We start from the raw sequence: 24,710 nt of genomic DNA, 5'->3' as shown, positions 1-24,710 counted from the left end.
ATAATTGCAAAACAACCCAACTTGGCCTTTATAGTCTATACGGGTGTAATAATAAGCTGACAGCAACGGTAAAATTGTGAGTTACAAAAGAGGATGCAACTTTCCAGAACTAAATGCAACTATTCCAGAAGTAAATGCAACTAGTTCATAGCGGATAAACTATTTTAATGACATATAAAACTGATATTCAGTAATATATTATGTTATTTGAGAATTAAATGAGTAAATATTTTTTTGAAATTTTAATTAAAGGTGGGATTAAATACACCCAAGTATTTACAGAAGTAGTGCTGAAAAACGTTCCTTTTACAAAACCGATGGAATCTTTGCAACACAGTTGCACGAAAATTCGGTTATCTTTGCAAAGTGAAAACAATTGCACTCATACTATCCATCTACTTTCTAGCACTTAATTTAGTGCCTTGTAGCGATACTGCAAATGTTGCAGATGATACACAAGAGGTTTCTGTTATCGATTTCAATGGCGAACATGACCAGGAGTGCGAGCTATGTTCCCCTTTCTGTCAATGCCATTGTTGCCATGTTCACATTGTGGATTTAGGTCTCGCCAACTTCAAACCCTTTCAACCTTCAGTTAGCCAAGAAATATTTGCCCATTTCGATAGTCTTGGCAAAGACATTTCACGCTCTCTTCTACAACCCCCACGAGCATAATTCAGTTTACATAGGATAACTATATCCTTTTTTGAAGCTTTCGTTTCGATAACTATCGAATTCACGGAAGAACACACCTATTTTTTTTAACTGAATTAACGCTGTAACCTATGATTAATAGAATCATTGATTTTTCAATCAATAACAAACTTATAATAGGGCTATTTACCCTGCTCATTGCGGGCTGGGGAGTTTACTCGCTCAATCAAATACCCATTGATGCCGTACCCGATATTACCAATAATCAGGTACAGGTCATTACTACGTCCCAGAACCTTGCGGCCCAAGAAGTCGAGCAGTTCATTACCTATCCTGTGGAACTGGCAATGGCCAATATTCCCGGAGTGGTAGAAATCCGTTCCATATCCCGTTTCGGACTTTCCGTTGTTACCGTGGTCTTTGAGGAAGATATGGGAACTTATCTTCCGAGGCAACTCGTCAACGAAAAATTAAAAGAGGCCGAAGAAGACATCGGTTCCGATTTGGGAACGCCTTCCATCGGACCCATATCTACGGGGCTTGGGGAAATCTATCAGTACACCCTAGAGGTTGAATCGGGCTATGAATCCCAGTACGATGCCGTCAAGTTACGAAGCATACAGGACTGGATTGTAAAACGTCAACTGAGTATGACCCCCGGTGTAGTCGAAATCAGTAGTTGGGGAGGCTATATCAAGCAGTATGAAGTTGCCATTGACCCCTCTGTACTCAACTCTTACAACCTCACTTTACCAGAAGTGTTCAATGCCCTAGAACAGAATAATGCCAATACGGGAGGAAGCTATATTGAAAAAGGCTCCGAGCTTTTTTATATACGCAGTAAAGGATTGGCAAAGGATTTTGACGACATACGCCGGACCGTAATTACCAACAGGAACGGAGTACCGCTGACCGTAGGACAAATCGGGAAAGTGGGAGTTGGTAAAGCACCAAGATACGGAGCGGCAACCAAGGATGGAAAAGGCGAAACAGTTGTAGGTATTGTGATGATGCTGAAGGATGCCAACTCTGCCGAGGTAATTACCCGAGTAAAGGAAAACGTTGCAAAAATCCAGCAGACCCTGCCGGAAGGTATAACGATTAAACCCTTTCTCGACCGTACCCGCCTAGTGGAGAAAACGACATCTACCATTTCAGAAAATTTGATAATCGGTGGACTTATCGTGATATTCTTCTTGGTATTTCTATTGGGAACGTGGCGTTCAGGACTTATCGTGGCATCCGTAATTCCACTTTCGATGTTGTTTGCCTTGGGGATGATGAACACCTTCGGCGTTTCGGCCAACCTAATGAGTCTGGGGGCTATTGATTTTGGGATTATAGTAGATGGAGCGGTCATTATTATCGAAGCAATGGTCGTCCTTATAGTGGCAAGGCTTGCCACGCTCAAAAATCTATCCAAAGAGGAACGCAAAACCGAGGTAAACAAGCTAGCTTTTAAATCATCTTCCCAGATGATGAACGCCGCTATTTTCGGTCAGATTATCATTCTGATTGTCTTTATCCCTATCCTAACACTTACGGGTATCGAAGGGAAGATGTTCCGCCCAATGGCGTTGGTATTCGGATTCGCCATTATTGGGGCGATGATTTTATGTCTGACCTACGTTCCGATGATTGCTGCCAGCCTATTGTATTCCAAAAAATTGGATAAAAAAACATGGGGCGACAAATTCATGGGATGGTTGGAACGTAAGTACCGCCCTGTTTTGGATTGGGCATTGACCGCTAAAAAACTTGTGGTCATGGGTGCAGTTTTTCTTTTGGCGATTGCCCTTTTCATATTCTCGACATTGGGCGGGGAGTTTATCCCAAAACTGGATGAAGGGGATTTTGCATTGGAAACCCGTATGGCACCAGGTACTTCCCTTTCGGAAATGACCAGAAATATGACCAAACTGGAAGCTATTCTACAGGAAGAATTTCCAGAGGTCGAAACCGTTGTCACGAAAATAGGGGCGGGAGAAATCCCTACCGACCCAATGCCCATAGAAGGTGCGGATATTATGGTAAGCCTTAAAAATAAGAACGAATGGGTATCGGCCGAAAGCAAACAAGAATTGGCGGAACAAATGGAGGAAGCCCTGTCCGTAATTCCGGGAGTAGATGTAGAATTTTCACAGCCTATCGAAATGCGTTTCAATGAACTAATGACGGGAGTGAAACAGGACATCGCCGTAAAAATTTACGGCGAGGATTTGGAATTGTTACAGGAAAAAGGAAACCAAGCTGCTGAAATTATCAGGGGCATTACAGGTGCCGCTGATGTTCTTGTGGAACAGGTCGTGGGCCTACCACAAATCGTTATCGATTACCAACGTAGCCGAATGGCAGAGTATGGCCTTACCATTCGCGAACTCAATCAGATTGTCAGTACAGCTTTCGCAGGGGCAACTACAGGAAAGGTTTTTGAGGGCGAAAGAAGGTTCGACCTAACGGTTCGGCTGCAGGAAAAGTCCCGTGATGGTATTGCCTCCATTCAGAACCTATACGTACCACTTGCGAACGGTCAAAAAATTCCGCTCAAGGAAGTGGCCGATATTAGTTTTGAGGATGCACCCGCCCAGATTTCGCGTGATGATACAAGGCGTCGTATTGTTATCGGGGTCAACGTGGGCAATAGGGACACCCAATCTCTGGTCGAGGAAATGCAGAATACGATACAACAACAACTCGACCTGCCACCGGGCTACTCGGTTACTTATGGCGGAGAGTTCGAAAACTTGCAACGGGCGAAAAAACGCCTTGCTCTGGTCGTTCCCTTGGCCTTGGTGCTCATTTTTGTCATCCTGTTCATCAGCCTTCGCTCTTTGAAGCAGTCGCTATTAATCTACACCGCCATTCCCTTTGCTGCAGTCGGGGGCGTATTCGCGCTTTGGCTGCGGGGGATGCCATTCAGTATTTCCGCAGGAGTCGGCTTTATTGCCCTATTCGGGGTAGCGGTGCTCAACGGTCTAGTATTGATAAGCAGTTTGAACGAACTGAAAGCGGACGGAGTAAACGACCTAAAGACCCGAATCAGAAAAGCGACCAAATCACGATTACGGCCTATTTTTCTGACCGCCGTAACCGATATCGTTGGCTTTCTGCCTATGGCTCTTTCCGGTTCTTCGGGTGCTGAAGTACAAAGACCTCTGGCAACGGTCGTCATTGGCGGTCTGTTTACCGCCACGCTGCTAACCCTAATCGTATTACCGGTTCTATACAGCTGGTTTGAAAAACCCAAAAGGATGAAAATAAACCCAGCAATAGCAACGGTCTTGGTGTTTTTGGTTTTCTCGTTTTCCGTGAAAGCGCAGACCCCAAAAGATAGTAATGGAATTTCCCTGGCCCAAATTCAGGAACGGGCCATGGAAAACAATCCATTGCTCAAGGCAGACAGCTTGAATATCTATAAAAACAGGAAGTTGCAAGGAACAGCCTTCAATCCTTCGAATACGAATTTTTTCTATTCAGAGGAAGAGGTGCCTGGCAACGGTATCGACCAATCCAATCTAGGAAGCGGTATCAATAGTTATGGCATTGGCCAGAAATTCGATTTCCCTACCACCTATATACAACGTTCACAATTATTGAAACAGCGTACAAAAATTGCCGAAAAAAGCTATCGATTGCAACAAAACGAACTGGAAAAACAGGTGGCAACGGTCTATTACAAATGGGTCAACGGATGGCAGAAAGTTATGTTCTATAATCAACTGGACAGTCTGTATGCCAATTTTGAGAAGGCGGCCAAACTTCGTTATCAGACAGGCGAGACAACTAAATTGGAACAGTTAAATGCCAGTAGTAAACGAAAGCAAGTCGAACTGAAACTGAAGGAATCCATGGTTCTTTTCAATTCCGCAGTTTTGGAACTGGAACAGTTGACAGCTTCGGAAATATCTAATAGGGATTATCCATTAGCGATTCAACATAGTCCTATTTTGAATTCCGAGAATGAAGAAGCCCTGACCGATGACAATGCTTTTATTTCCTATCGCAGCGAGTTGGTAAAACTGGCCGAGGAAGAAACCGATGTCCAAAAGTCGCAATGGTTACCTGATATCAACCTGCAATATTCCTTACAGACCGTTGACGGTACAAGTGGATTTTATGGTTTTCAGGCAGGTATCAGCATTCCATTACTTTTCAATTCCCAAAAAGCAAACGTACAAGCCTTGAAAATCGATAAGATGCGTCAAGAGGAACTGTTGAGAAGCGAAAGACTGACCATAAACAAAAGCGTGGCAACGGCCACAGCAAATTATGTCCAATGGTTGCAACAAGTTGCCTATTATAAGGAAACTGGACTACCAATGAGCGAGGAACTATTAAGCGGGGCTTCGCTCTCCTTCCGAGTAGGCGGTATTGATTATATTGAATACATCCAAAGTCTTTCGGAGGCGACCAATATAAAGACCAATTGGTTCGGTGCCCTGCTGAATTACAATCTGTCGGTAGTCGAACTCGAGTACTTAACTGCAAAAAAGTAATAAAATGAGCCCGAAATGGGCATTTAAAATATATACAAATGAAAGATTTATCAAAAATATTTGTCTTGGGATTTGCGCTTTTTTCGTTGACCGCCTGTAAGGACAATCAGAACGATACAACTGAGATAATGGCAGAAAATGCTGAAAAAGAACATCACGAAGAAGGACATATTAGCCTAACGCAATCACAGGCGGAAGATGCCGGACTTGCCTATGGCACCTTTGCTCAGGAGGAAATCAAAGTACCTATCGAGGCCAACGGAAGTATAGAGCTCCCGCCCAACAATATGGCTTCCATTTCTTCCCTTTTGGATGGATTTGTGGTCAAAATCAATTTCTTGGAGGGCGACGTGGTCAAAAAAGGCCAAGTATTGGTGGAATTGAAAGACCCTGCCTATGTAAAAATGCAACAGGAATATTTGAGTGTTTATGGTCGCCTTAATTACTTGGAGCAGGAACTGGAACGCCAACAGATTTTAAACGATGCCGATGTAGGGGCAAAGAAAAACCTTCAACAAGCACAGTCCGAGTTCTCGGCTAAAAAGTCGGAATTGGCGGCATTAAAAGAGCAATTGAGTTATGCCGGGATAAGTGCAAGCGCAATAGAGGAAGGTCAGATTCAGAACCGGGTTTATTTGAGGGCACCATTTGGGGGTACGGTCACATCGGTATCGGCCCATAACGGCCAGAAAATGATGTCGGGACAGGAAATAATGCAGGTCATCAACAGGGAACATATGCACTTGGAGCTGCAACTATTCCAAAAGGATATTCCCAAGGTCAAGAAAGGACAAAAAGTACAGTTTACTATTCCGGCATTTGAGGACAGTCCTGTTTTCGAAGGCGAGGTTTCATTGGTAGGTAGAAACCTAGATATGGATTCTAAAACCATTAGGGTACACGCCCATTTCAAGGAAAATGAATGGTTGATACCAGGCTTGTACACAGAAGCAAGGATTATGCAGGATAGCAAAAAGACACGGGTTCTGCCAACGTCGGCAATAGTCTCGGACAAAGGAACTTCCTATTTCTTTGTCAAAACCGAAACAGATGGAAATGAAATCGATTATGAAAAAGTCGCCTTTGAGCCGGGCATCAAATCGGACGACTATGTTCAAATAAAAAAATACGATGAAATACAGGACACTACTGCAATTGTTTTAAATGGTGCGTTTACCTTAAAAGCGGTAATGAACAAGTCCGAAGGCGGGCATCAGGACTAAAATAAAAACGAGCAATGACAGAAATAGAAAAAACTTTAGAGAACAAGAATGTGCGGCCTACGGCAATGCGCATCCTGATTTACAAATATATGGCCGAAAAGGAAATCGCAATCGCGCTGACCGATATTGAGAACGCCTTTGCAAAAGCGGAACGCACCACTTTGTACCGTACCCTTAAAACTTTCGAGGAAAACGGCATTGTGCACCAAATAGACGATGGCACGGGAATTTCAAAATTTGCGCTTTGCGAGGCGGGCTGTAATTGTGATATAGAGCAGGATTTGCACCTACATTTCCATTGCAGCAACTGCAATGAAACGGTCTGTCTGACTGAACATAAGATTCCACATATCAACCTTCCTGAGGGTTACGTTGCCGAGGATGCAAATTTGGTTTTGAAGGGAATCTGTGACAAATGCAGCGGACAATAAATGCACTTCTGTTGCATCAAAAAAATTAGGAAATTGCACTTATGAAAAAGAAGAAAGTAAACTTACGCGATTTAGACCCGAAGGAACACCAGGGCGAGCACAGTCACGATGACGGACACAATCACAGCAGTCCAGAAGAAGCATCCAATTTCAAAACTTATTTACCAGCGATTTTTAGCTTTGTAATGTTGATAGCCGGTATCGCCATTGATTATTTTGATGCCTTTCCTTTCTTTAAGGGATGGGTCCGAATCGTATGGTACACGGTAGCCTATATTCCTGTAGGTTTTCCTGTCATTAAGGAAGGTTGGAATAGCATCTTAAATGGGGACTTTTTTACGGAGTTTTTATTGATGTCTATTGCAACCTTGGGCGCATTTGCCATAGGCGAATATCCCGAGGGTGTTGCGGTAATGCTCTTTTATGCCGTAGGCGAACTTTTTCAGAATGCTGCGGTCAACCGTGCTAAAGGAAACATCAAAGCGCTGCTCGATGTACGTCCTAATGAAGCCTTGGTAAACCGTGATGGCGATTTCATTTCGGTCAATCCCGAGACTGTTCAGATAGGCGAAAAGATTCAGGTGCGTGTGGGCGAAAAAGTACCACTCGATGGTATTCTGCTTTCAGAAAAAGGGTCTTTCAATACTGCTGCCCTAACAGGCGAGAGCAAACCTGACACCATCGCCAAGGATGATAAGGTTTTTGCCGGAAGTATCAATTTGGATGGTGTAATCGAAATCGAGACCACAAAAGAGTTTAAAGATAGTTCCATTGCGCGTATTCTCGATATGGTACAAAATGCAACCGCTCATAAATCAAAGACAGAATTGTTTATTAGAAAGTTCGCACGGATTTATACGCCAATCGTCGTTTTCCTCGCCATCGGTCTGACATTCTTGCCCTACTTTTTTGTTGATGATTATGAATTTAGGGATTGGCTTTATCGCGCTTTGATATTCTTAGTGATTTCATGTCCCTGTGCATTGGTCATCTCTATTCCATTGGGTTATTTCGGTGGTCTTGGTGCAGCGTCCCGAAACGGTATTCTGTTCAAGGGCGCATCCTTTCTCGATGCAATGACAAAGGTAAATACTGTTGTGATGGACAAGACCGGAACCGTTACCAAAGGGGTTTTTAAAATCAAGGAAGTGGCAAATATTTCCGCTTTCGCTGAGACGGAATTTATGAAATACCTAATGGCAATGGAAGAACAGTCAACCCACCCCATTGCCAAGGCGATATTGCAATACAAGGCGAACGGAGCGGATTTTGAAGCGACCGATGTCTCAGAAGTTGCTGGAAAGGGATTGAAAGGAACTGTTAACGGGAAAGACGTTTTGGTAGGAAACAAATCCTTAATGACCTCGAACAAAATAGAAGTGCCTCCAGAAACGGATAATATCGTAGAATCAATTGTAATGGTCGCCATTGATGGAAAATTTGCAGGCTACGTGACCATTGCCGATGAATTAAAAGAAGATGCCCATCTAGCCATAAAACAGATTAGGGAATCGGGGATTTCCAAAATCATTATGCTTTCGGGCGATAAAGATTCCATTACCCAACAAGTTGCCAAAGAGTTAGGTATCGATTGGGCAAAGGGTGGATTACTTCCAGAAGATAAACTCAATGAAGTAGAAAAACTCAAAGAACAACCAGATACAAAGGTTGCCTTTATTGGCGATGGTATCAACGATGCTCCCGTTTTGGCTGCAAGTGATGTTGGGATTGCTATGGGCGGTTTGGGTAGCGATGTGGCTATTGAAACTGCTGACGTTATTATTCAAAATGACCAACCTTCAAAGATTGCACGTGCCATAAAAATAGGACGTTCTACAAGACTTATCGTCTGGCAGAATATCGGGTTGGCATTCGGGGTCAAAATCATAGTTCTCATTTTGGGTGCAGGTGGTTTGGCTACAATGTGGGAAGCCGTGTTTGCCGATGTGGGTGTGGCGTTACTTGCAATATTAAATGCGGTTAGATTACAGCGGATGAAGTGGCAGTAGACCATTTTGATAAATAGACATTTAAAATCTAGTCCCAAAAAACGGCCGTTTTACGGTACGATTAAAATCTAATCAAAAGATATCTGTTTCTAGTTCCATTTGTCGTTCTTTTTAGTAGTTTCGTAAAGTAACCTTTAACGGAACTAATTATGGTAGTCGGATATGCAAGGGTATCAACCCCAGAACAAAAATTGGAATCACAAATCGATTTGTTGAAAAATGCAGGATGTGATAAAATTTATTCCGATATCGCAAGCGGAACTCGGGACGATAGAAAAGGCCTGAACGAGATGTTGAAATATATGCGAAAAGGCGACACCGTCCTGACATATAAAAATGATAGGGTATTTCGTTCACTGAAAAATATGGTAGAACTTATCGACAGGTTCAATGAGGCCGGTGTGCATTTCAAGAGCTTGAGTGAGCCCGAATTCGATACCACTTCCGCTAACGGTAAATTTTTACTTCAAATTTTTGCGGCCGTTGCAGAATTCGAACGAAATCTAATAAGTGAACGGACGAAGGTAGGATTGAATAATGCCAGAAAACGGAACAAGCTTTTGGGTAGACCCAAGGGCTCCAAACCCGATACAATTGAAAAGTACCAATATGCCAAGCATCTTTACGAAAATCAAGGAGTTTCAATGGATACAGCTTGCCAACGAGCAAAAATAGGTAAGACTACTTTCTATAGGGTAGAAAAGGAAGTCTCAAAAATAAGTAACTTCTAGTGTTAATAGGGTCTCAGACCGAAGATGTCGTTTCATGCAGCTATTAGGTCATTGGGACTCTTAAGTGTTTTGCAATAAAAACTGCAATGCTCACTTTAATCCGGAATGGGTGGTGTACTATGTCCCTCATTTCCAATATATGTCTTGAATAAATACAATCAAGGCACTTTCGATAGTTCAAAAATGGCTATTCAAAGAGGTTTGTTATTATTAAGCCTCACTTTTTCTATTGTATTTTATATACAAAAAAAAGAATTTCAAGGAATTAAGGATGTGTTAGCTTTCTTTTCAGAATCTGCTTTTGCACCACCAACAGCCGTAGAACTTTTACATTGAATTGTCAAATTATATAAAAAGAGGTCCATCTAATTTTGCATTCACTGAAATAGCTTCTACATATCTTTCATACCCATAGGCTATTTAAAACTAAGCGTTTTAATTATTTATCCATGCAACATTCTTTAACCAATGTTCTTCTCCGTCTCCATCTTTATAAAAGATTTCGGGGTTACCCTCCTGATAAGTACGCTCAAATGTTCTTATATCATCAAATCTTTCTTGACGACAGGTATGCGAAGCACTTAGCCCACTACTAATCAAAAATTCAGCGTAACCATTATCATCTGTTTTTACAGAAGTTGCAACTTCTCCGTTGAATTTGGTTGGTTCTTCACAATTATTTTCGACAAAAGCCAAAGAACTTCTTCCATAAATATTGACATTTGATACTGCATACCCCAAAGATCTTAAGTTCTCTAATGTGGGATTTACCAAGTCATCACCTTCCACATGATCGTCAGGAAAGGCCATGAAACCAATCGTTCCTGTCTCTGAAGATTGATTAAAACCATCATAGAATCCAACAAATTTTCCTGGAATTCGGTATTCACGGCTTAAAGGATGATCTTCCTCATACAATGTTCCTTCTTGACCAATACTTTTAAAAACTTTTTGAGTTACACCCAATCGAGCACTTCCTTTGATTTGGGTGCCAATATGCCAGTCTATACCGTTTGATTTGTATGTTGTGTAACGAGACACTCCACCTTCTATAAAAATACTTAGTGACCTAAAAAAGAGCACCTCAGTTTTCAAATACAACCCATGTCCTAAGGAAAAATTAAGGTCTGTATGATATTCTGGGTACAACCCTTTTTTGCCCCAACCAAACGTAACCTCATTTCGATTCACACTTAGTCCTCTATTATCATAGGTAAACTTATATTCGGGATAAAGATTAAATTCTAAAGATCTCTTTGTAGTTACCTCAGATGCTGCAAAAACTTCTGGTCGATATATAAGGGTTGCTCGTACAGTTGTATAAATTGGACCTATCAGAAAAGTTTTTTCAATAGAACCTAGTTTAAAATCGGTCTGTTCTTCCACACTACCGCTCACCCTCAATACCATCTCTCCATACAGATGTATGTCCTGATCTCCATTATGTTCTTTTTCACCTATAGTACCTATTTCAGGATTTATACTAAATTCAATTTCTTTTTCTTCATAGTTAACTTTTGTTTTGAAAACAGGTTTCCAATTCATCCCTCCGTTAAAAGTAGCCGTTACACCATTTGCTATGCTAAATGTTTTGCCAAAACTAAGTGATAAATCCAAATCTGTATCGGTTTCTTTTATTCCTGATCCATCAGGATTAGTTTGAAGAATAGATGTTAGGCCAGAAAAGAAGAATTGATCTAAACTTGCATCTACAACAATTAGAATATCATCTTTTATCTCGACAACTTCGACTAAAAAACCTCGCACGTTATCCATAAGAATACTACCTACTTTAATGTTCGTTTCATTTTCAATAGACTTACGACTTTCAGTTGTTTTATTGGAAGAACTTGAGACTTTGTTGGAGATTCTTGAGATATTAATCCGCATTTCACCTGTTGATTGAATGGTATCAATTACAAATCCTTCGGTAGTAACGTCTATCGCATTTTCAGTTAAAGTAAGTCCACCAATTTGCCTAGATTTATTGTTTGAATCTGATGGTTGGTCTCCATTACTTTCTTCATTACCTTCAGAATCTGCATCTTCACTATTATTTTCTTCATAAATTGATTCTTCTACTTCGGTTTGGGAATCAAGAACGCTAGTATCATTAGAACATCCAATTAAAGTAAGAAGAAGAAATAATATTAGAGAATCCTTGAACATGACTTAATTTTTTGAAAAACAATATAATTTAATTTTTCAAATATTGAAAGAAATTAATTAGACAATGGACCATAATCTGTAAATTCATCTTTAAAGCTATTATAGACTTCTTTATGTTTACCATTATATGCAAGACTATGTATTAGTTTTTTGATACTTAGAAGGGGCAAAACCTACGATTTTTTTTTAAATTCTTTAATTAGAAGGGCTTGCTCATAGTACCCGCTTGTATACTTAAATAGTTAGATAAAGAAAATCTTTTTATTTCTTAAGAGCCTTAAAAAATCGTTTCATACTACGCTATAAAGCAGTTTACAATTAAAAATGCTATGTTCACTTTAATCCGGCATGGGTGGTATACTATGTCCGTCCTTTCCTTAATTCCCCCGATTCCAGTTTTTTGTCAGATTGACAACTGAAAATGAAAATTAGAAATGTTACTAAGTATCTCATTTGTTTTATAATAACAGCTAACGGCTGGGCTCGTATGTTAATCAATCTTTATTTGAACTTTCTTGGAAGTTACTAAAAATCCCATAGCAGTATAAAATCTATACAGAAATTGCGAATTGTAAAGAGTTAAATAGAAACTTCATAATTGATACGATAAAATAAACTTGTAGTATACTAAGGGCCCATAATTTACTAGTATTTATTATATTAGTTGTTATAAAAGAAACATTCACAATTGTTCCCGTCAAGCTAATCCATACAACTAATATTACCACCCTTCTATGCAGGATAGGAATGAAATTATCAAAAATTTTGCAGGCATCGCACTTTCAACAGGTCTTGCTATTGCAACTCAAGGCAGCTCTAATTTAATATTGGGAACCTTAAGTGGAATGGCTGGTGGAATAGCTACCAATTATATCTCCAAAGTTGAATTCAATAAAATCAAAAAACTCCTTAACCAAACGGATCCGTCCGACCTAAATCATGATTTACAAAAAATCATAATTCAAGCTTTAGAATGGGCTATCTTAAATATTCAAATACTCTATAAAAAAGAAGAGTTAGATAAACTACAAATTGAAGAGTTAAATGAGTTTTCAAAATCACTAATTGAAGAGGTCAAAATATTAAATACTCAATTGTCAAAAACGGGAGGTAGTTTATATAAAATAATTGAGAAACCAGAAAATGAGCAAATCATTTTCAAAACTTTCGATTTAAAAGTTGATTCTTTTCCAATTGTCAAAAATGACAATCCCTATAATGAGTTTTTCAAGAAACATTTCACTTCTAACTTACAACTTTGTTTCGGCGAACTATTAAAAAATGAAAAAAATAGGCCAGCACTAATAGCCTATCAAAGAGAAATTTATCAAAATTTAGGATCAAGTATTGATAGGGTGATCTCTCAAAATGAGAAAATACTCATTGCCTTAACCCAACAAGTAGATAAAGAACATACAATAAGAGAAAATGAAAAGTGGGTTGTAGTAAAAGACAAAATACAAGAGAAGTCTTTAAATACGGTAACGCCTGAGTTTGAAAATCTACTTAATTCTCGATTATCAAACATTAAACAAGACACCGAATTACTTATAGATACTACCTCTGATATTAAAAATGAAATAGAAAGGGTTAAAGGTATCACAGTTGGATTTGGAAAGGAGTTGAAGAAAAACTGGATAGCCAAAAACAAAGTTTGGATTCTTTCGCTCTTTGTAATAGCCGCTTTGATTATTACAGGCTTGACTTACAAGCTAAATACTGCTTCTTATCATATGAATGTGGGACTTAATATTGACAAAAATATTAAAGTACATCCTGAATATCCTAAACTTTCGAATGAAGCTCGACTGCGTTTTTATTTTCCTCAAGAGAACATAGAAAAGGAAGTAACCTTTAAAAATGAAATTATCCTTTCGGAAATTTCGAATGATTTAAAAAATAGTAAAATCAAAATTGAATTAATCGATGATTATTGGAAGTTAACCAATGATAGTTTAACGATAAATAAAACAGCTATACAGTTATCAATACAGCCAAATGATAGATTGGCAAACTTATCTGGTAAGGTAATTTCACGAAATTTACAAGAGCTAATTCTCGACGCAATAATTAAAGTTGATGGCTTGGAAACTAGTACGGATAAAAATGGTAAGTTTTCACTAAATATGCCAATAGAATTGAGAAAACCAGACTATATAATACGCGTTGAAAAAGAAGGATACCTCTCTAAAGAAAAATACGGTGTACCAAATGACCACATCGAAATTCTTATTTCCAAAAAGAATTGATTATGCTAAAATCAATAGTAACTATCATCGTTTTATTGTATTCGTTTTCTATTTATTCTCAAAGTAGAATCATGGGAGAGGTAGTATATCTTAATAGCGGTAACAAAGCTGCCAATGGTGTCGAAATAATGGCAAAAGGGAGTAGCGGAGCAACTTCAAGAAATGGGAGTTACATTCTAGATTTTCCAAATTTAAAAGCAGGTACAACAGTATATCCTAAAATAGGCGCTGAAATAGAAAAGAATGGAAAAATAAGCAAAATTGAATTGGTCAATGACGAACGATTAAAATCTTTCTCCATACCAACAGACCCTACATTAGATTCTTTAAAAATAATTGTATGCCCTAAAGGTTTTAGAGATGAAGCAGCTAAAAGATATTATAAAATATTAAAAACATCCTCAGAAAAGCAATTACAAAAACTAAAAAATCAAACCGCTGAACTAAAACAAAAAGGGAAAGACACAAGTGCTTTTTATGCAAAAAAGGTAGCGCAATTGAAGGAATATCAAAAAATAGTAAACGATAGTTTGCAAATTTATAAGGAAGCCCTTGCTTATGCGAGTATTAATAGACCCGATCAAAACGGAAGAACAAATGAATATTTAGAGGCGATAGATAATGGCATGGACATAGAGGAAGCCCGAAAGTTCTTAAGCACAAAAAAAGCATATCTTGAAATACTAAAATATGAAAATGGCATAGAATCTAGAATAGCCGAGATAGAATTGGATGCAAAAAATCTAGAAACACAGTTTAAATTTGAACGAGCCATTCAGAAATACGACACTATTAGCCTTATTTTAAGACGTAAAAGGTACAACCCGAGGTCATTAATATCTAATCTTCATATAGCAGGGTTATTATGCCAAAAACAAAATTATTTTATGCAAGCAGAGCATAACTATCAAGAAATATTAGGGGTATATAAAAAGGAAGGATATAACACCAAAGATTTCACCTATCCAAGTATTTTGTACAATTTGGCTATGTTATATTCAAACAACAATGAATTTTCTAAGGCATTAGACAATTATCAAGACGCACTAAAAATATTTAGAGAACTTGCCAAGCAAACCCCAAGAATCTATCTGCCAAATGTAGCTACAACGTTGGACGGTTTAGGAAGTTTACAACAAGTTAAAAATGAATTTTCACTAGCAGTAGACAACTACCAAGAAGCCATTGAAATTAAACGTGAACTTGCTAAGGAAAACCCAAGTATTTATTTGCCAGATGTAGCCATAACTTTGAACAATTTAGCCGTTTTACAGTTGGGCAACAATGAATTTTCAATGGCACTTACTAATTTCGAAGAAGTTTTAAAAATATTTAGAGTGTTTGCCAAAGAAAATGAAGAAACATATTTGCCAAAGGTAGCAACAGTTTTGAACAATATGGGAAGCATACAAAAAAATGAAAATGAAATTTCGAAGGCCGAAGACAACTACCGAAACGCCTTGGAGATATATAGAAAACTTGCCAAAAACAACTCAAGAATTTATTTGTCCCATATAGCACAGACTTTGAATAATTTGGCTCTTTTACAGCAGGGAAAGAAGGATTTTTCACAGGCACTGAGCAACTACAAAGAATCATTAATGATATTTAGAGAACTTGCTCAAGAAAACTCAAAAGTTTATTTTCCTCAAATTGCTCAGACTTTGAACAACTTAGCAATTTTACAAACGGCTACAATTGAATTTGCGAAAGCAGAAGAAAGCTATCAAGAAGCCTTATCGATAGGAAAAGAACTTGCCAAAGAAAAGCCAAGTGTCTATTCGTCCGTTGTAGCTTCAACTTTATTTGGTTTAGCCCATATACAACAAGTCAAAAATGAATTTTCGAAGGCCGAAGGCAATTACCTAGAAGCCTTAAAACTTTATAAAAAACTCGCTAAAGATAACCCTAGAAAATTTAATTTTAAATTAGTAAGAACTTATTTGAGTTATGCATATAACAAAACCTCACAGTTACAATTGACTTTTAATTCTAAAACTAAAAATGAAGCAATAGAATTGGTTAATGAAGCAAAAAATACTCTAAAATTTTATGATAATGCGAATGCAACTAAAGTAATCTTCAACAAAAATATTTCAACTTTAGAAACTTTTCTTGCCAATATAAACGAAAACTCAGTTAAATTTACTAAACTTAAACATGAGATATCTATTCTAAGTAAACAAATAGAATCCGAACACAACCCCAACAAAAAAGTTAGTATACAAAAGGAAATTGTTAACAAGTTACTTGCTTATTCCAAAAGAGACCCAGACAACATAGAAGCCATTGTTTTAATAAGTCAAAATTATGGCAGTTTGGCTTGGTTTGCTTTATTCAATAAAGAATTTGTTTTGGCCGAGAATTCCGCTAAAAAAGGACTTGAACTATCACTGAATGAAGAGTGGATAAACACCAATTTGGTATTAGCTTATGTTTTACAAGATAAGTATGATATGGCTCTACCCATTTATCAAAAAATGAAAGACAAACCTTATGTTAATGCCACCTATGCAACAACATTTCTAGAAGATATTGAGGCCCTTGAAAAAAGTGGAATCACGCACAAAGATTTTGAAAAAGTAAAGAAGCTTTTAAAAGACTAATTATCATAAAACGAGCAGAGTATTAGATAATTAACAACATGAAAAAAACATAAGTTTCAAATGATATTTGGTGTAAAATACGCAGTACTAAAATATGCACTCCCTCTTACCTTTTTATTACCCTTCTTAAGCTATTCCGATTTATCACAAACAAAAACAGATAAATTATGGGTTTATATTTCCACATCAGAGTCTAAAATTCTAAACAAGGAGTGTCCAAAAGAATTGTTTACAGAAGTTTTTGAGATTGAGAAATGGAAAGACGGGTATGACAATTACATGAAGAAATTAATTGAAGAAGCCTTTAGAAATTCACCCCAATTCGAAAAGCATGATCTTCTTTTAAGCACAATAGAAGTACATACGCATAAAAGCCTTGATGATGCTGAGGAAAATCTAGGAATTGCTTATAACGACGCACTAATCAAGAATCAGCAGTATTTCTCAAATACCGCTGATTATGAAAAAGAAAACAGATGTGCCCCAAAATTTATTGATTGGTCATATCAAGCTGATGATAAAAGTAATTTATCTAAAATTAGACCCTTAAAAAATGGCTGGAAAAAAGCAGATACAACAGATTTATCCTTTATAGCAAATTTTACAGATAGCATTAATAATTACCATATCAGTAGCAAGTTAATGCAAAATATTAGCGTTAGTAAAAATGTGCTTTTATGGTACGATGCTACTCTCTATGAGGTCCAAATGCTTAAACAAAATGGCCCTACCAGAGTATTCTATATGATGAGGACAAAAAATGGATCATTCATTCTAAATAGTAAAAATGAATTGTATGAACATTTTTCAAAAAACCCACCAACACGATTGTCCTATAAGCGCTTTTTGATGGATTATTTTACGCTCTGCATTAATTCTACCTACACAGAAGATGGTCCTTTTAAGCTCGTTACTAGAGATAATTTTTCGATATACTTTGAAAAGTCTGAAATCATCCCTGACGATTTGGTATTCGAAATATCGAATCCAGAGGTTATTTATATGAATGATGATGCTTCACTTATTTCCGCTCTTTTTTATCATAATGAAACCTTATCTCAAGTAATCATACAAATCGATTTATCATCCGGTATTATGGAAATGAAAAAAAAAATTACGCTTAAAAAAGATATTTCGGTACCAGCACAAGTATTAGAGGATGGGGTTTTTCTGTTATCGAATTAATCATATTAATTCCCCTTTAGTTGATTTGGAATATATTCTAATTCAATGATATCAATTTCCACATTAAATAAGTAATGTTAAAGGTGAATTCCACTTAGTCGTTATTATTTACAGCTAAAAAAATCGGACGCCCTTTTGCGACCTTTTTTTCAATATTCTTTACATTTCGCATGCTGGTCGCGATTATAAAATCGTTTTAGAAGTTTCCAAAATAGGGCTCTTAAAAACAGAACTCTTTACAAAATCCGCTTTATGTCAAGAGTTCGACATTTTCCTGAACCCAAATGACTTAATTAATAGCAAAGTAGCTGCGCCCCTAACTGGTTTTTGCTTAACGTTTATCTGACGGTACACTACAAAACTGGTCAGAATCTAAGTGCAATTTTTTTTAACTAAATCATACTTGACCTCCAACACCTTTAAACTTTTCTACAAAGGAGGAAATCTTCTGAAAAACACTTTGCTTTTTTGTTAAGTACTGAGGATTTAAAGGACTCATTTTAGGTAAAATTGAATTTAATTCTGTACCGTTTTCACTAGCATATTCACGTTTTAATGATGACGTGATGTAACGCTTCGCTTCTTCTGCATTTAAACTTTCTTCGGTAATTAATTCTGAGGCTTCTTTTTTCTGTTTAGCTTGTGCATATCCAAAGAAAGCATCAATAATAGTCGCTTTCTCTTTTATATCATCTAAATCTGTTTCATTGATAAAATCTACAACTAAACTTTCTTTTGCTCTATTGCCTACACTTGCACGAATTACACGTCTTATTTCTTCTACTAAATCTGCTTTATTCTTGGTTTTCTTATTACTATCAAAAATTAATTCTAAAATATAGTCTAAGTTTATTTCTTGAGATTTTAATAAATCGACTTCAAAAACAACATCATCCCAATCAATATCTGATTCTTCCGCTTCATTACCTTTTTTCTCACGCCTCAACCAATCACGTATATCATTATAAGTAGAGCGATAATCTTGAATTGTTCTTTCCGCTGGTACTTCAATACCTTGCATATTAGCAATATCTTCGTCCGTCAAAAAGTTATCTTCTTTAAACTCCTCTATTGCAACTGTATCAGTTTTATCGATGCTTTGCAATTCTTTTAAATGAACAAACTCGTCATAATTTTGAAGTATGTTTTCTACACGTAAATACTCACCAAATAGTTTAGCAAATGCTTTTTTATCCTTTTCGGTTTCAATTTCATCAGGGTTAGGGAATCTTTCATTTAACTCATTTATCACTTCTACATAACCTCTACGAGCTTTACCCGTTGCAATATCTGTAAACCCTTCTAAATATTCTTTATAGCTTTTTTCTAGGACTACATTTTTAGTACTACTGTCACCAAAAAGTGTAATCGCATCTATAGTTGATTTTTCTAAATCTCTAAAGGTTACAATGTTTCCAAATGTCTTAGTTGCATCATAAATACGGTTGGTACGTGAAAAGGCTTGCATTAATCCATGATAACGTAGATTTTTATCTACAAATAAGGTGTTTAAAGTAGGTGCATCAAAACCAGTTAAGAACATACCGACCACTATCAGTAAATCAACTTCTTTACTTTTTACACGTTTAGCAAGGTCTCGATAATAGTCTTGAAAGCCTTTGCTATCAATACTATAATTCATCTTAAAGGCAGCATTATAATCATCAATAGCCTTAGACAAAAACTCCTTTGCGCTACTGTTCATTGCAGTAGGCTCAAAAGTTTCATCTGGAATTTCACCAATTGCACTCTGTTCTTCATTGGCTGCAAAAGAAAAAATAGTCGCTATTTTTAAAGGCTTATCACTATCTATTTGAAACTTATTTAACGCCTCGTAGTAACATTTTGCAGCATCAACACTACTTACCGCAAACATGGCATTAAAACCGCTATTGCTTCCTTTTGTTCGGTGTGTTTTTTGTCTGAAATGTTGTAAAACATATTGAGAGATTTCGTTAATACGAACAGGATGTAGTAAAGCTTTTTTATTTTCAGCAGCTGACAACTTTTTTAAGTCTTGCTCAGTTTCAATGCCTTTAAACTTTGGACGAACATCATTATAATCCACTTTAAACTTTAGTACTTTTTCATCTCTAATAGCATCGGTAATAACATAAGAATGTAGTTCTCTACCAAAAACACTTGCTGTAGTTTCTGAACCTAAAGCATTTTCTGGAAAAATAGGTGTTCCTGTAAAACCAAATTGATAGTATTTTTTGAATTTCTTTTTTAGGTTCTTTTGTGCTTCACCAAATTGCGAGCGGTGTGCTTCATCAAAAATAAATACGACTTGCTTTTGGTAAATAGATAGGTCATACTCACTTTTAATAAGATTGTTAAGTTTTTGAATGGTTGTAACAATTATCTTATTATCCTCTTTATCTATATTTCTTTTTAATCCTGCTGTACTATCTGAACCGTTTACACTATCTGGTGAAAAGCGTTGATATTCTTTCATGGTTTGAAAATCTAAATCTTTTCTATCTACCACAAAAAATACTTTATCAATAAAATCAAGTTTTGTTGCTAAACGTGCTGCCTTAAAACTTGTTAATGTTTTACCAGACCCTGTTGTATGCCAAATAAAACCGCCACTTTCTGTTGTAGCCCAATTTTTAGAGTTATATGAACTTTCTATTTTCCATAACATTCTTTCTGTAGCTGCAATTTGATATGGTCGCATTACTAATAGTGTATTACTAACATCAAAAACAGAATAGGTAAGCAATACGTTTAAAAGGGTACGCTTATCAAAAAATGTAGTTGTAAAGTCTTTTATATCTTTTATCAATGAATTATCAGCCTTTGCCCAATTCATGGTAAAATCAAAACTATTTTTATTACGCTCTACTGTATTAGCAAAATAACGACTGTCTGTACCATTAGATATTACAAATATTTGCAAGTATTTAAAAAGTGAGTTTGAAGTATTAAAACTTTCTTTGGTATAGCGATGTACCTGATTAAATGCTTCACGAATAGCTACACCACGTTTTTTTAATTCTATTTGTACTAAAGGCAAACCGTTTACTAATATGGTAACATCGTAACGATTGGTATTTGTGCCTTTTTGCTCAAACTGAGAAATAACCTGTACTTTATTACGTACGATGTTTTTTTTATCTACTAAATAAATATTTTGAATATGCCCATCATCAAAGACAAAATCATAAATAAAATTATCGTGTAGCTTTCTTGTTTTGTCTACTAAATTATCACTTGGTTTGTCTAAGTATTCTTCTACAAAACGCGCCCATTCCTTATCTGTAAATTGCATATCATTCAATTGTTGCAATTGTACACGCACATTCTCCAACATTGCTGTTGGTGTGGTTAAGCTTTTTACATACTCATACCCTTGATTTACCAAATCTTGAACGAGTTCTTTTTCTAAATCTGCCTCGGTTTGATAAGTTGCAGGTGCTTCATTAAGTTCTGAAAACTTTTTGTATTTATCTAAAACAATAAAATTGTTTGATTCTGCTATGGTTTTATATTGTTTCATTTCGTTGCATAAGTTCTGAGAATTTATAATTGTTTTCTAGATAATTTACTAACTCAATTAACTTAACCCTATCATTTTCTTGAAGCTCACCTATTTCATCTCCTGCATGAGCAGAATGACTTGAAAGATTCAAAAGACGATTTAAATGAGGATCAGGCTCATCATTTACTATTGGCAACAAATCCTCCCATTTTGTATATCCTAAAAAAGTAGCTGTTTTTTCCAAGATATTCCTCAAAAAATTAAGATGATATTTTTTTAACTGATTGGGAATGTTTTTAATTGTTTGAATTTCTCTTAACAATTGCAAGTGATATGAAAAAGGTGTTTTTCTTCCCAATGGATTTAAATCATAACTACCATCTTCGTATTTAGTATAGATGTATCTCGCAGAATGCTTATCTACGTTGTAAATCCATTTTTGAATACCCGGACTTTCTTCTTTACTAACAAAATTGGGATTAAGAATATTATTGTTTAGTTCGTTGGATATAACATTATAAAATAACGGGTTGTGTGTAGTTATTATAAATTTAAGGTTCGAAGTGCTATTTTTAATTAATTTAGAAATTGAAACTCCCAACTCTATTAAATGATTATCATCAAGTGAACTAACAGGGTCATCTATAAAAATATATTCTAAATCATTAAATTTATCTGTTGAACGATTTGTAATATCTGTTTCATTTAATGTTTCAACTGCAGCTTCTAATAAACTATAAAATACACACCAAATAAAATTACTTTCCTCTGCTTTAGAAATTTTAATATTTGGATGACTTTGGTCATCACCGCTTGCAATTGAAAATGTTACCTCCGAATATGCTTTTACAACAAAATCATTACCATCCTTATCTTGGTCTGTATATTCTTCATTAAAAAGTGGTGTTATTGAATCGTTAGTATAATGCTGAAAATTGGTAATAATATTAATATCTAGTCCTTGTTCTTTTAAAAATTCTAATGCGAACCCAGTAAAATTATTAGGTCGTATAATTAACTTTCTATTTGTATCGGTATCTAAATCATTATCCCAATAAAAAAGGTCTTCTGTAAATGCATTGTAATACATTACTTTAACACCTGATGCCTCTTGTTCGTCTTGTTCCTCTTCTGTAACTTTTGGATCTACTAATAACCTAAATTTACGAGATAAACGTGTTTTACCTGTACCATTAAAAGCGTAGATTAACTGAACTTTTTTCAGACTGTCTTTTAGTGCTTGAGCTATTTCTGTTAATGACTGACCCATATGCTTATTCTACAGTGTCTTTGGGGAAAGTCAGCAGTTTATTTCTATAATATTCATATTGTATTTGTCGTGCTGAAAGCTCTGCTGAAAGCTCTGCTGAAAGCTCTGCTGAAAGCTCTTTAAATTTATTTAAGGCGTCAACTATTTCATTTTGGATCCTTACTGAGTTTTCAGGTTTATTTGGGCAAGGTATTGGGATTTTTTTTGCGCAATATTTACTAATCCACTGTCTTTTATGGTCACCTTCTACTAAACCACTTGGTAGCGTGTTGAGCCAAAAGTAAATATACCTTAAAGAGATTTTCGTATCATCTTTAGAAGTTATCATTTTCATCGCCGATGATTTCACTTTAAAATCAAAATCAACCCATTTATTAGCAGTAGTAAAATCATCAAATATGATTACTGGATTTTCGGAACCTTTGTAAATACCATTAGTTTCGTCTGTGTACCCTAGAATAAAAGTTTTACCTGCAGTTAAAACTGGGGTCTTATATTTATCACTATAATCAGTTGAACTTACTCTATAATTACCAGGCTGCTCGTAATTAGTAACATCCCCAAGTGGCATCCATTCAAAATCAACACCATCAACTAATTTTTCTATAAAATTCTCACTATTATTGGAATCAATATCTCTAACTAATATCTCAATATTTTCACGAAGCCTGTTTATATTATTCACAGTATCTGACACCTTTTCATTTAGCTCATTAATATCAATGTCTTTTTCCGTTTTCTTTGGTTTAACATAAGTATTGACAGAAAGATTGTAATTTTTTTCGGCTATTTTATTGTTGTCTATGGTTGTAGTAACATGTGCAACTTCTGCTTTGCTATCAAATAGCTGCATAATCTTTTGAATGTGCCCAGGATTATTTTCATCATCAGAATCTGTCAATACATTGTTATTGGTTTCTTTATTAAAGAAGTCTTCTCCACTAGCATCTATAAACTGGGTTTTGGTATCGGTTTTATGTTTAGATAATACCAATAGTGTAACTGCGATGGTAGTACCGTAAAATAGATTAGGTGCTAAATTGATAATGGTTTCTACATAATTATTATCTACTAAGTACTTTCTTATTTTTTGTTCTGCACCACCCCGATAAAAAATACCAGGAAAACAAACCAAAGCTGCTCTACCTTTACTAGACAAATAACTTAATGAATGTAATATAAATGCAAAATCTGCTTTAGATTTTGGTGCTAATACACCAGCAGGTGCAAAACGGTCGTCATTGATTAGCGTTGGGTCGTCACTACCTTTCCATTTTATTGAATATGGTGGATTGGACACTATAGCATCAAACGGTTTTTCATCTCCTAATTGTGGGTTCATTAATGTATTACCCAACACTATATGAAACTTATCGTAATTTATGTTATGCAAAAACATGTTCATACGTGCCAAGTTATAGGTGGTATGGTTTATTTCTTGCCCAAAGAAACCTTCTTCAATAATATGGTTATCAAAGTGCTTTTTTGCTTGCAATAGTAAAGAACCTGAGCCCGCAGCAGGGTCGTAAATTTTATTGATTTTATCTTGCTTGTGCATTGCCAATTGTGCAATCAATTGAGAAACGTTTGTTGGTGTAAAAAATTCACCACCAGACTTACCCGCATTTGCTGCATATTTATGAATTAGAAATTCATAGGCATCACCAAAAAAGTCTATTTTACTGTCTTTGAAATCACCCTCTAGTTTTAAGCCTTCTACACCTTTTAAAACATCTGCCAATCGACTATTTTTGTTTTCAACAGTATTACCTAGTCGATTACTTGTGGTATCAAAATCGGCAAATAATCCTTTTATGTCCTCCTCTGAAGGATATCCATTCGCAGAACTTTCTATTGCTGTAAATATGGCAGCTAAATCTGTATTTAGGTTTTCGTTATCGTTAGCATTCTTAACTACATTAACAAAAAGCTGACTAGGATAAATAAAATAGCCTTTAGTCTTGATGGCATCTTCTTTTATTTCAGGCGTTACTACAGTATCTGGTAAACTTGCATAGTTAATGCTGTCGTCACCTGCTTCAATGTAATCGGTGAAATTTTCACTTATAAACCTATAGAATAATGTCCCTAAAACGAAGTGTTTAAAATCCCATCCATCTACAGAACCACGCACATCGTTTGCTATTTTCCATATTTGGGATTGTAATTCTGCTCTTTGGTTTGTGCTTGTCATTTATTG

General features: G+C 36.2%; 13 protein-coding genes and 1 pseudogene. 10 read left to right on the top strand and 4 right to left on the bottom strand.

Going from position 1 to position 24,710, the window contains the following annotated elements; all coding sequences use genetic code 11:
* Positions 1 to 366 precede the first annotated feature (366 nt).
* From UH7x_RS16290 to UH7x_RS16260, 7 genes are all read left to right on the top strand, one after another.
* Positions 367 to 675: a DUF6660 family protein gene (locus UH7x_RS16290; RefSeq protein ID WP_482360984.1), complete on the top strand. Its 309-nt coding sequence runs from the start codon at positions 367 to 369 to the stop codon at positions 673 to 675.
* A 110-nt stretch (positions 676 to 785) separates the two neighbouring features.
* The gene (locus tag UH7x_RS16285) at positions 786 to 5,150 is read left to right on the top strand and encodes a CusA/CzcA family heavy metal efflux RND transporter (RefSeq protein WP_482360983.1); all 4,365 of its coding nucleotides are present in this window, start codon (positions 786 to 788) and stop codon (positions 5,148 to 5,150) included.
* Positions 5,151 to 5,188: 38 nt separating this feature from the next.
* Entirely contained in the window at positions 5,189 to 6,373 is a 1,185-nt protein-coding gene (locus UH7x_RS16280) for an efflux RND transporter periplasmic adaptor subunit (RefSeq protein ID WP_482360982.1), read from the top strand.
* Between the two features lie 14 nt (positions 6,374 to 6,387).
* On the top strand, positions 6,388 to 6,804 hold the full coding sequence (locus UH7x_RS16275; RefSeq protein ID WP_482360981.1) for a Fur family transcriptional regulator: 417 nt from the start codon (positions 6,388 to 6,390) through the stop codon (positions 6,802 to 6,804).
* A 41-nt stretch (positions 6,805 to 6,845) separates the two neighbouring features.
* Positions 6,846 to 8,813: a heavy metal translocating P-type ATPase gene (locus UH7x_RS16270; protein WP_482360980.1), complete on the top strand. Its 1,968-nt coding sequence runs from the start codon at positions 6,846 to 6,848 to the stop codon at positions 8,811 to 8,813.
* Positions 8,814 to 8,962: 149 nt separating this feature from the next.
* Entirely contained in the window at positions 8,963 to 9,544 is a 582-nt protein-coding gene (locus tag UH7x_RS16265; RefSeq protein ID WP_482360979.1) for a recombinase family protein, read from the top strand.
* 105 nt (positions 9,545 to 9,649) lie between these two features.
* Entirely contained in the window at positions 9,650 to 9,880 is a 231-nt protein-coding gene (locus tag UH7x_RS16260) for a hypothetical protein (protein ID WP_482360978.1), read from the top strand.
* Positions 9,881 to 9,979: 99 nt separating this feature from the next.
* Here the strand turns inward: UH7x_RS16260 and UH7x_RS16255 are convergent, their stop codons facing one another.
* Positions 9,980 to 11,713, bottom strand: coding sequence for a hypothetical protein (locus UH7x_RS16255; protein ID WP_482360977.1), 1,734 nt, complete (start codon positions 11,711 to 11,713; stop codon positions 9,980 to 9,982).
* 734 nt (positions 11,714 to 12,447) lie between these two features.
* Between UH7x_RS16255 and UH7x_RS16250 the strand changes: the two genes are divergently transcribed.
* From UH7x_RS16250 to UH7x_RS16240, 3 genes are read left to right on the top strand one after another with little or no spacing between them, the layout of a single operon-like run.
* The gene (locus UH7x_RS16250) at positions 12,448 to 13,962 is read left to right on the top strand and encodes a peptidase associated/transthyretin-like domain-containing protein (protein ID WP_482360976.1); all 1,515 of its coding nucleotides are present in this window, start codon (positions 12,448 to 12,450) and stop codon (positions 13,960 to 13,962) included.
* 2 nt (positions 13,963 to 13,964) lie between these two features.
* A complete protein-coding gene (locus UH7x_RS16245) occupies positions 13,965 to 16,568 on the top strand; it encodes a tetratricopeptide repeat protein (RefSeq protein ID WP_482360975.1) in 2,604 nt (867 codons plus the stop codon).
* 60 nt (positions 16,569 to 16,628) lie between these two features.
* A complete protein-coding gene (locus UH7x_RS16240; RefSeq protein WP_482360974.1) occupies positions 16,629 to 17,753 on the top strand; it encodes a hypothetical protein in 1,125 nt (374 codons plus the stop codon).
* A gap of 397 nt (positions 17,754 to 18,150) precedes the next feature.
* On the opposite strand, the gene UH7x_RS16235 is transcribed toward UH7x_RS16240, so the two are convergent.
* The 3 genes and pseudogenes from UH7x_RS16235 to UH7x_RS16225 all read right to left on the bottom strand — a co-directional run.
* A complete protein-coding gene (locus tag UH7x_RS16235) occupies positions 18,151 to 21,258 on the bottom strand; it encodes a type I restriction endonuclease subunit R (RefSeq protein ID WP_482360973.1) in 3,108 nt (1,035 codons plus the stop codon).
* Positions 21,245 to 22,510: an AAA family ATPase gene (locus UH7x_RS16230; protein WP_482360972.1), complete on the bottom strand. Its 1,266-nt coding sequence runs from the start codon at positions 22,508 to 22,510 to the stop codon at positions 21,245 to 21,247. The genes UH7x_RS16235 and UH7x_RS16230 overlap by 14 nt, the downstream gene beginning before the upstream one ends.
* A gap of 625 nt (positions 22,511 to 23,135) precedes the next feature.
* Positions 23,136 to 24,704: pseudogene (locus tag UH7x_RS16225) on the bottom strand (type I restriction-modification system subunit M); the annotation flags it as partial.
* Positions 24,705 to 24,710: the final 6 nt, after the last annotated feature.

The organism is Aurantibacter sp. UH7, from assembly GCF_056839165.1.
Note: the sequence above shows the minus strand (reverse complement) of the source record. Positions and strands in the feature narration are given on the sequence as shown.

Coding starts and splice junctions, on each gene's coding strand:
- UH7x_RS16235 (WP_482360973.1), bottom strand. CDS start 21,258: ATGAAACAATATAAAACCATAGCAGAATCAAACAATTTTATTGTTTTA.
- UH7x_RS16245 (WP_482360975.1), top strand. CDS start 13,965: ATGCTAAAATCAATAGTAACTATCATCGTTTTATTGTATTCGTTTTCT.
- UH7x_RS16260 (WP_482360978.1), top strand. CDS start 9,650: ATGGGTGGTGTACTATGTCCCTCATTTCCAATATATGTCTTGAATAAA.
- UH7x_RS16285 (WP_482360983.1), top strand. CDS start 786: ATGATTAATAGAATCATTGATTTTTCAATCAATAACAAACTTATAATA.
- UH7x_RS16270 (WP_482360980.1), top strand. CDS start 6,846: ATGAAAAAGAAGAAAGTAAACTTACGCGATTTAGACCCGAAGGAACAC.
- UH7x_RS16265 (WP_482360979.1), top strand. CDS start 8,963: ATGGTAGTCGGATATGCAAGGGTATCAACCCCAGAACAAAAATTGGAA.
- UH7x_RS16255 (WP_482360977.1), bottom strand. CDS start 11,713: ATGTTCAAGGATTCTCTAATATTATTTCTTCTTCTTACTTTAATTGGA.
- UH7x_RS16230 (WP_482360972.1), bottom strand. CDS start 22,510: ATGGGTCAGTCATTAACAGAAATAGCTCAAGCACTAAAAGACAGTCTG.
- UH7x_RS16280 (WP_482360982.1), top strand. CDS start 5,189: ATGAAAGATTTATCAAAAATATTTGTCTTGGGATTTGCGCTTTTTTCG.
- UH7x_RS16240 (WP_482360974.1), top strand. CDS start 16,629: ATGATATTTGGTGTAAAATACGCAGTACTAAAATATGCACTCCCTCTT.
- UH7x_RS16250 (WP_482360976.1), top strand. CDS start 12,448: ATGCAGGATAGGAATGAAATTATCAAAAATTTTGCAGGCATCGCACTT.
- UH7x_RS16275 (WP_482360981.1), top strand. CDS start 6,388: ATGACAGAAATAGAAAAAACTTTAGAGAACAAGAATGTGCGGCCTACG.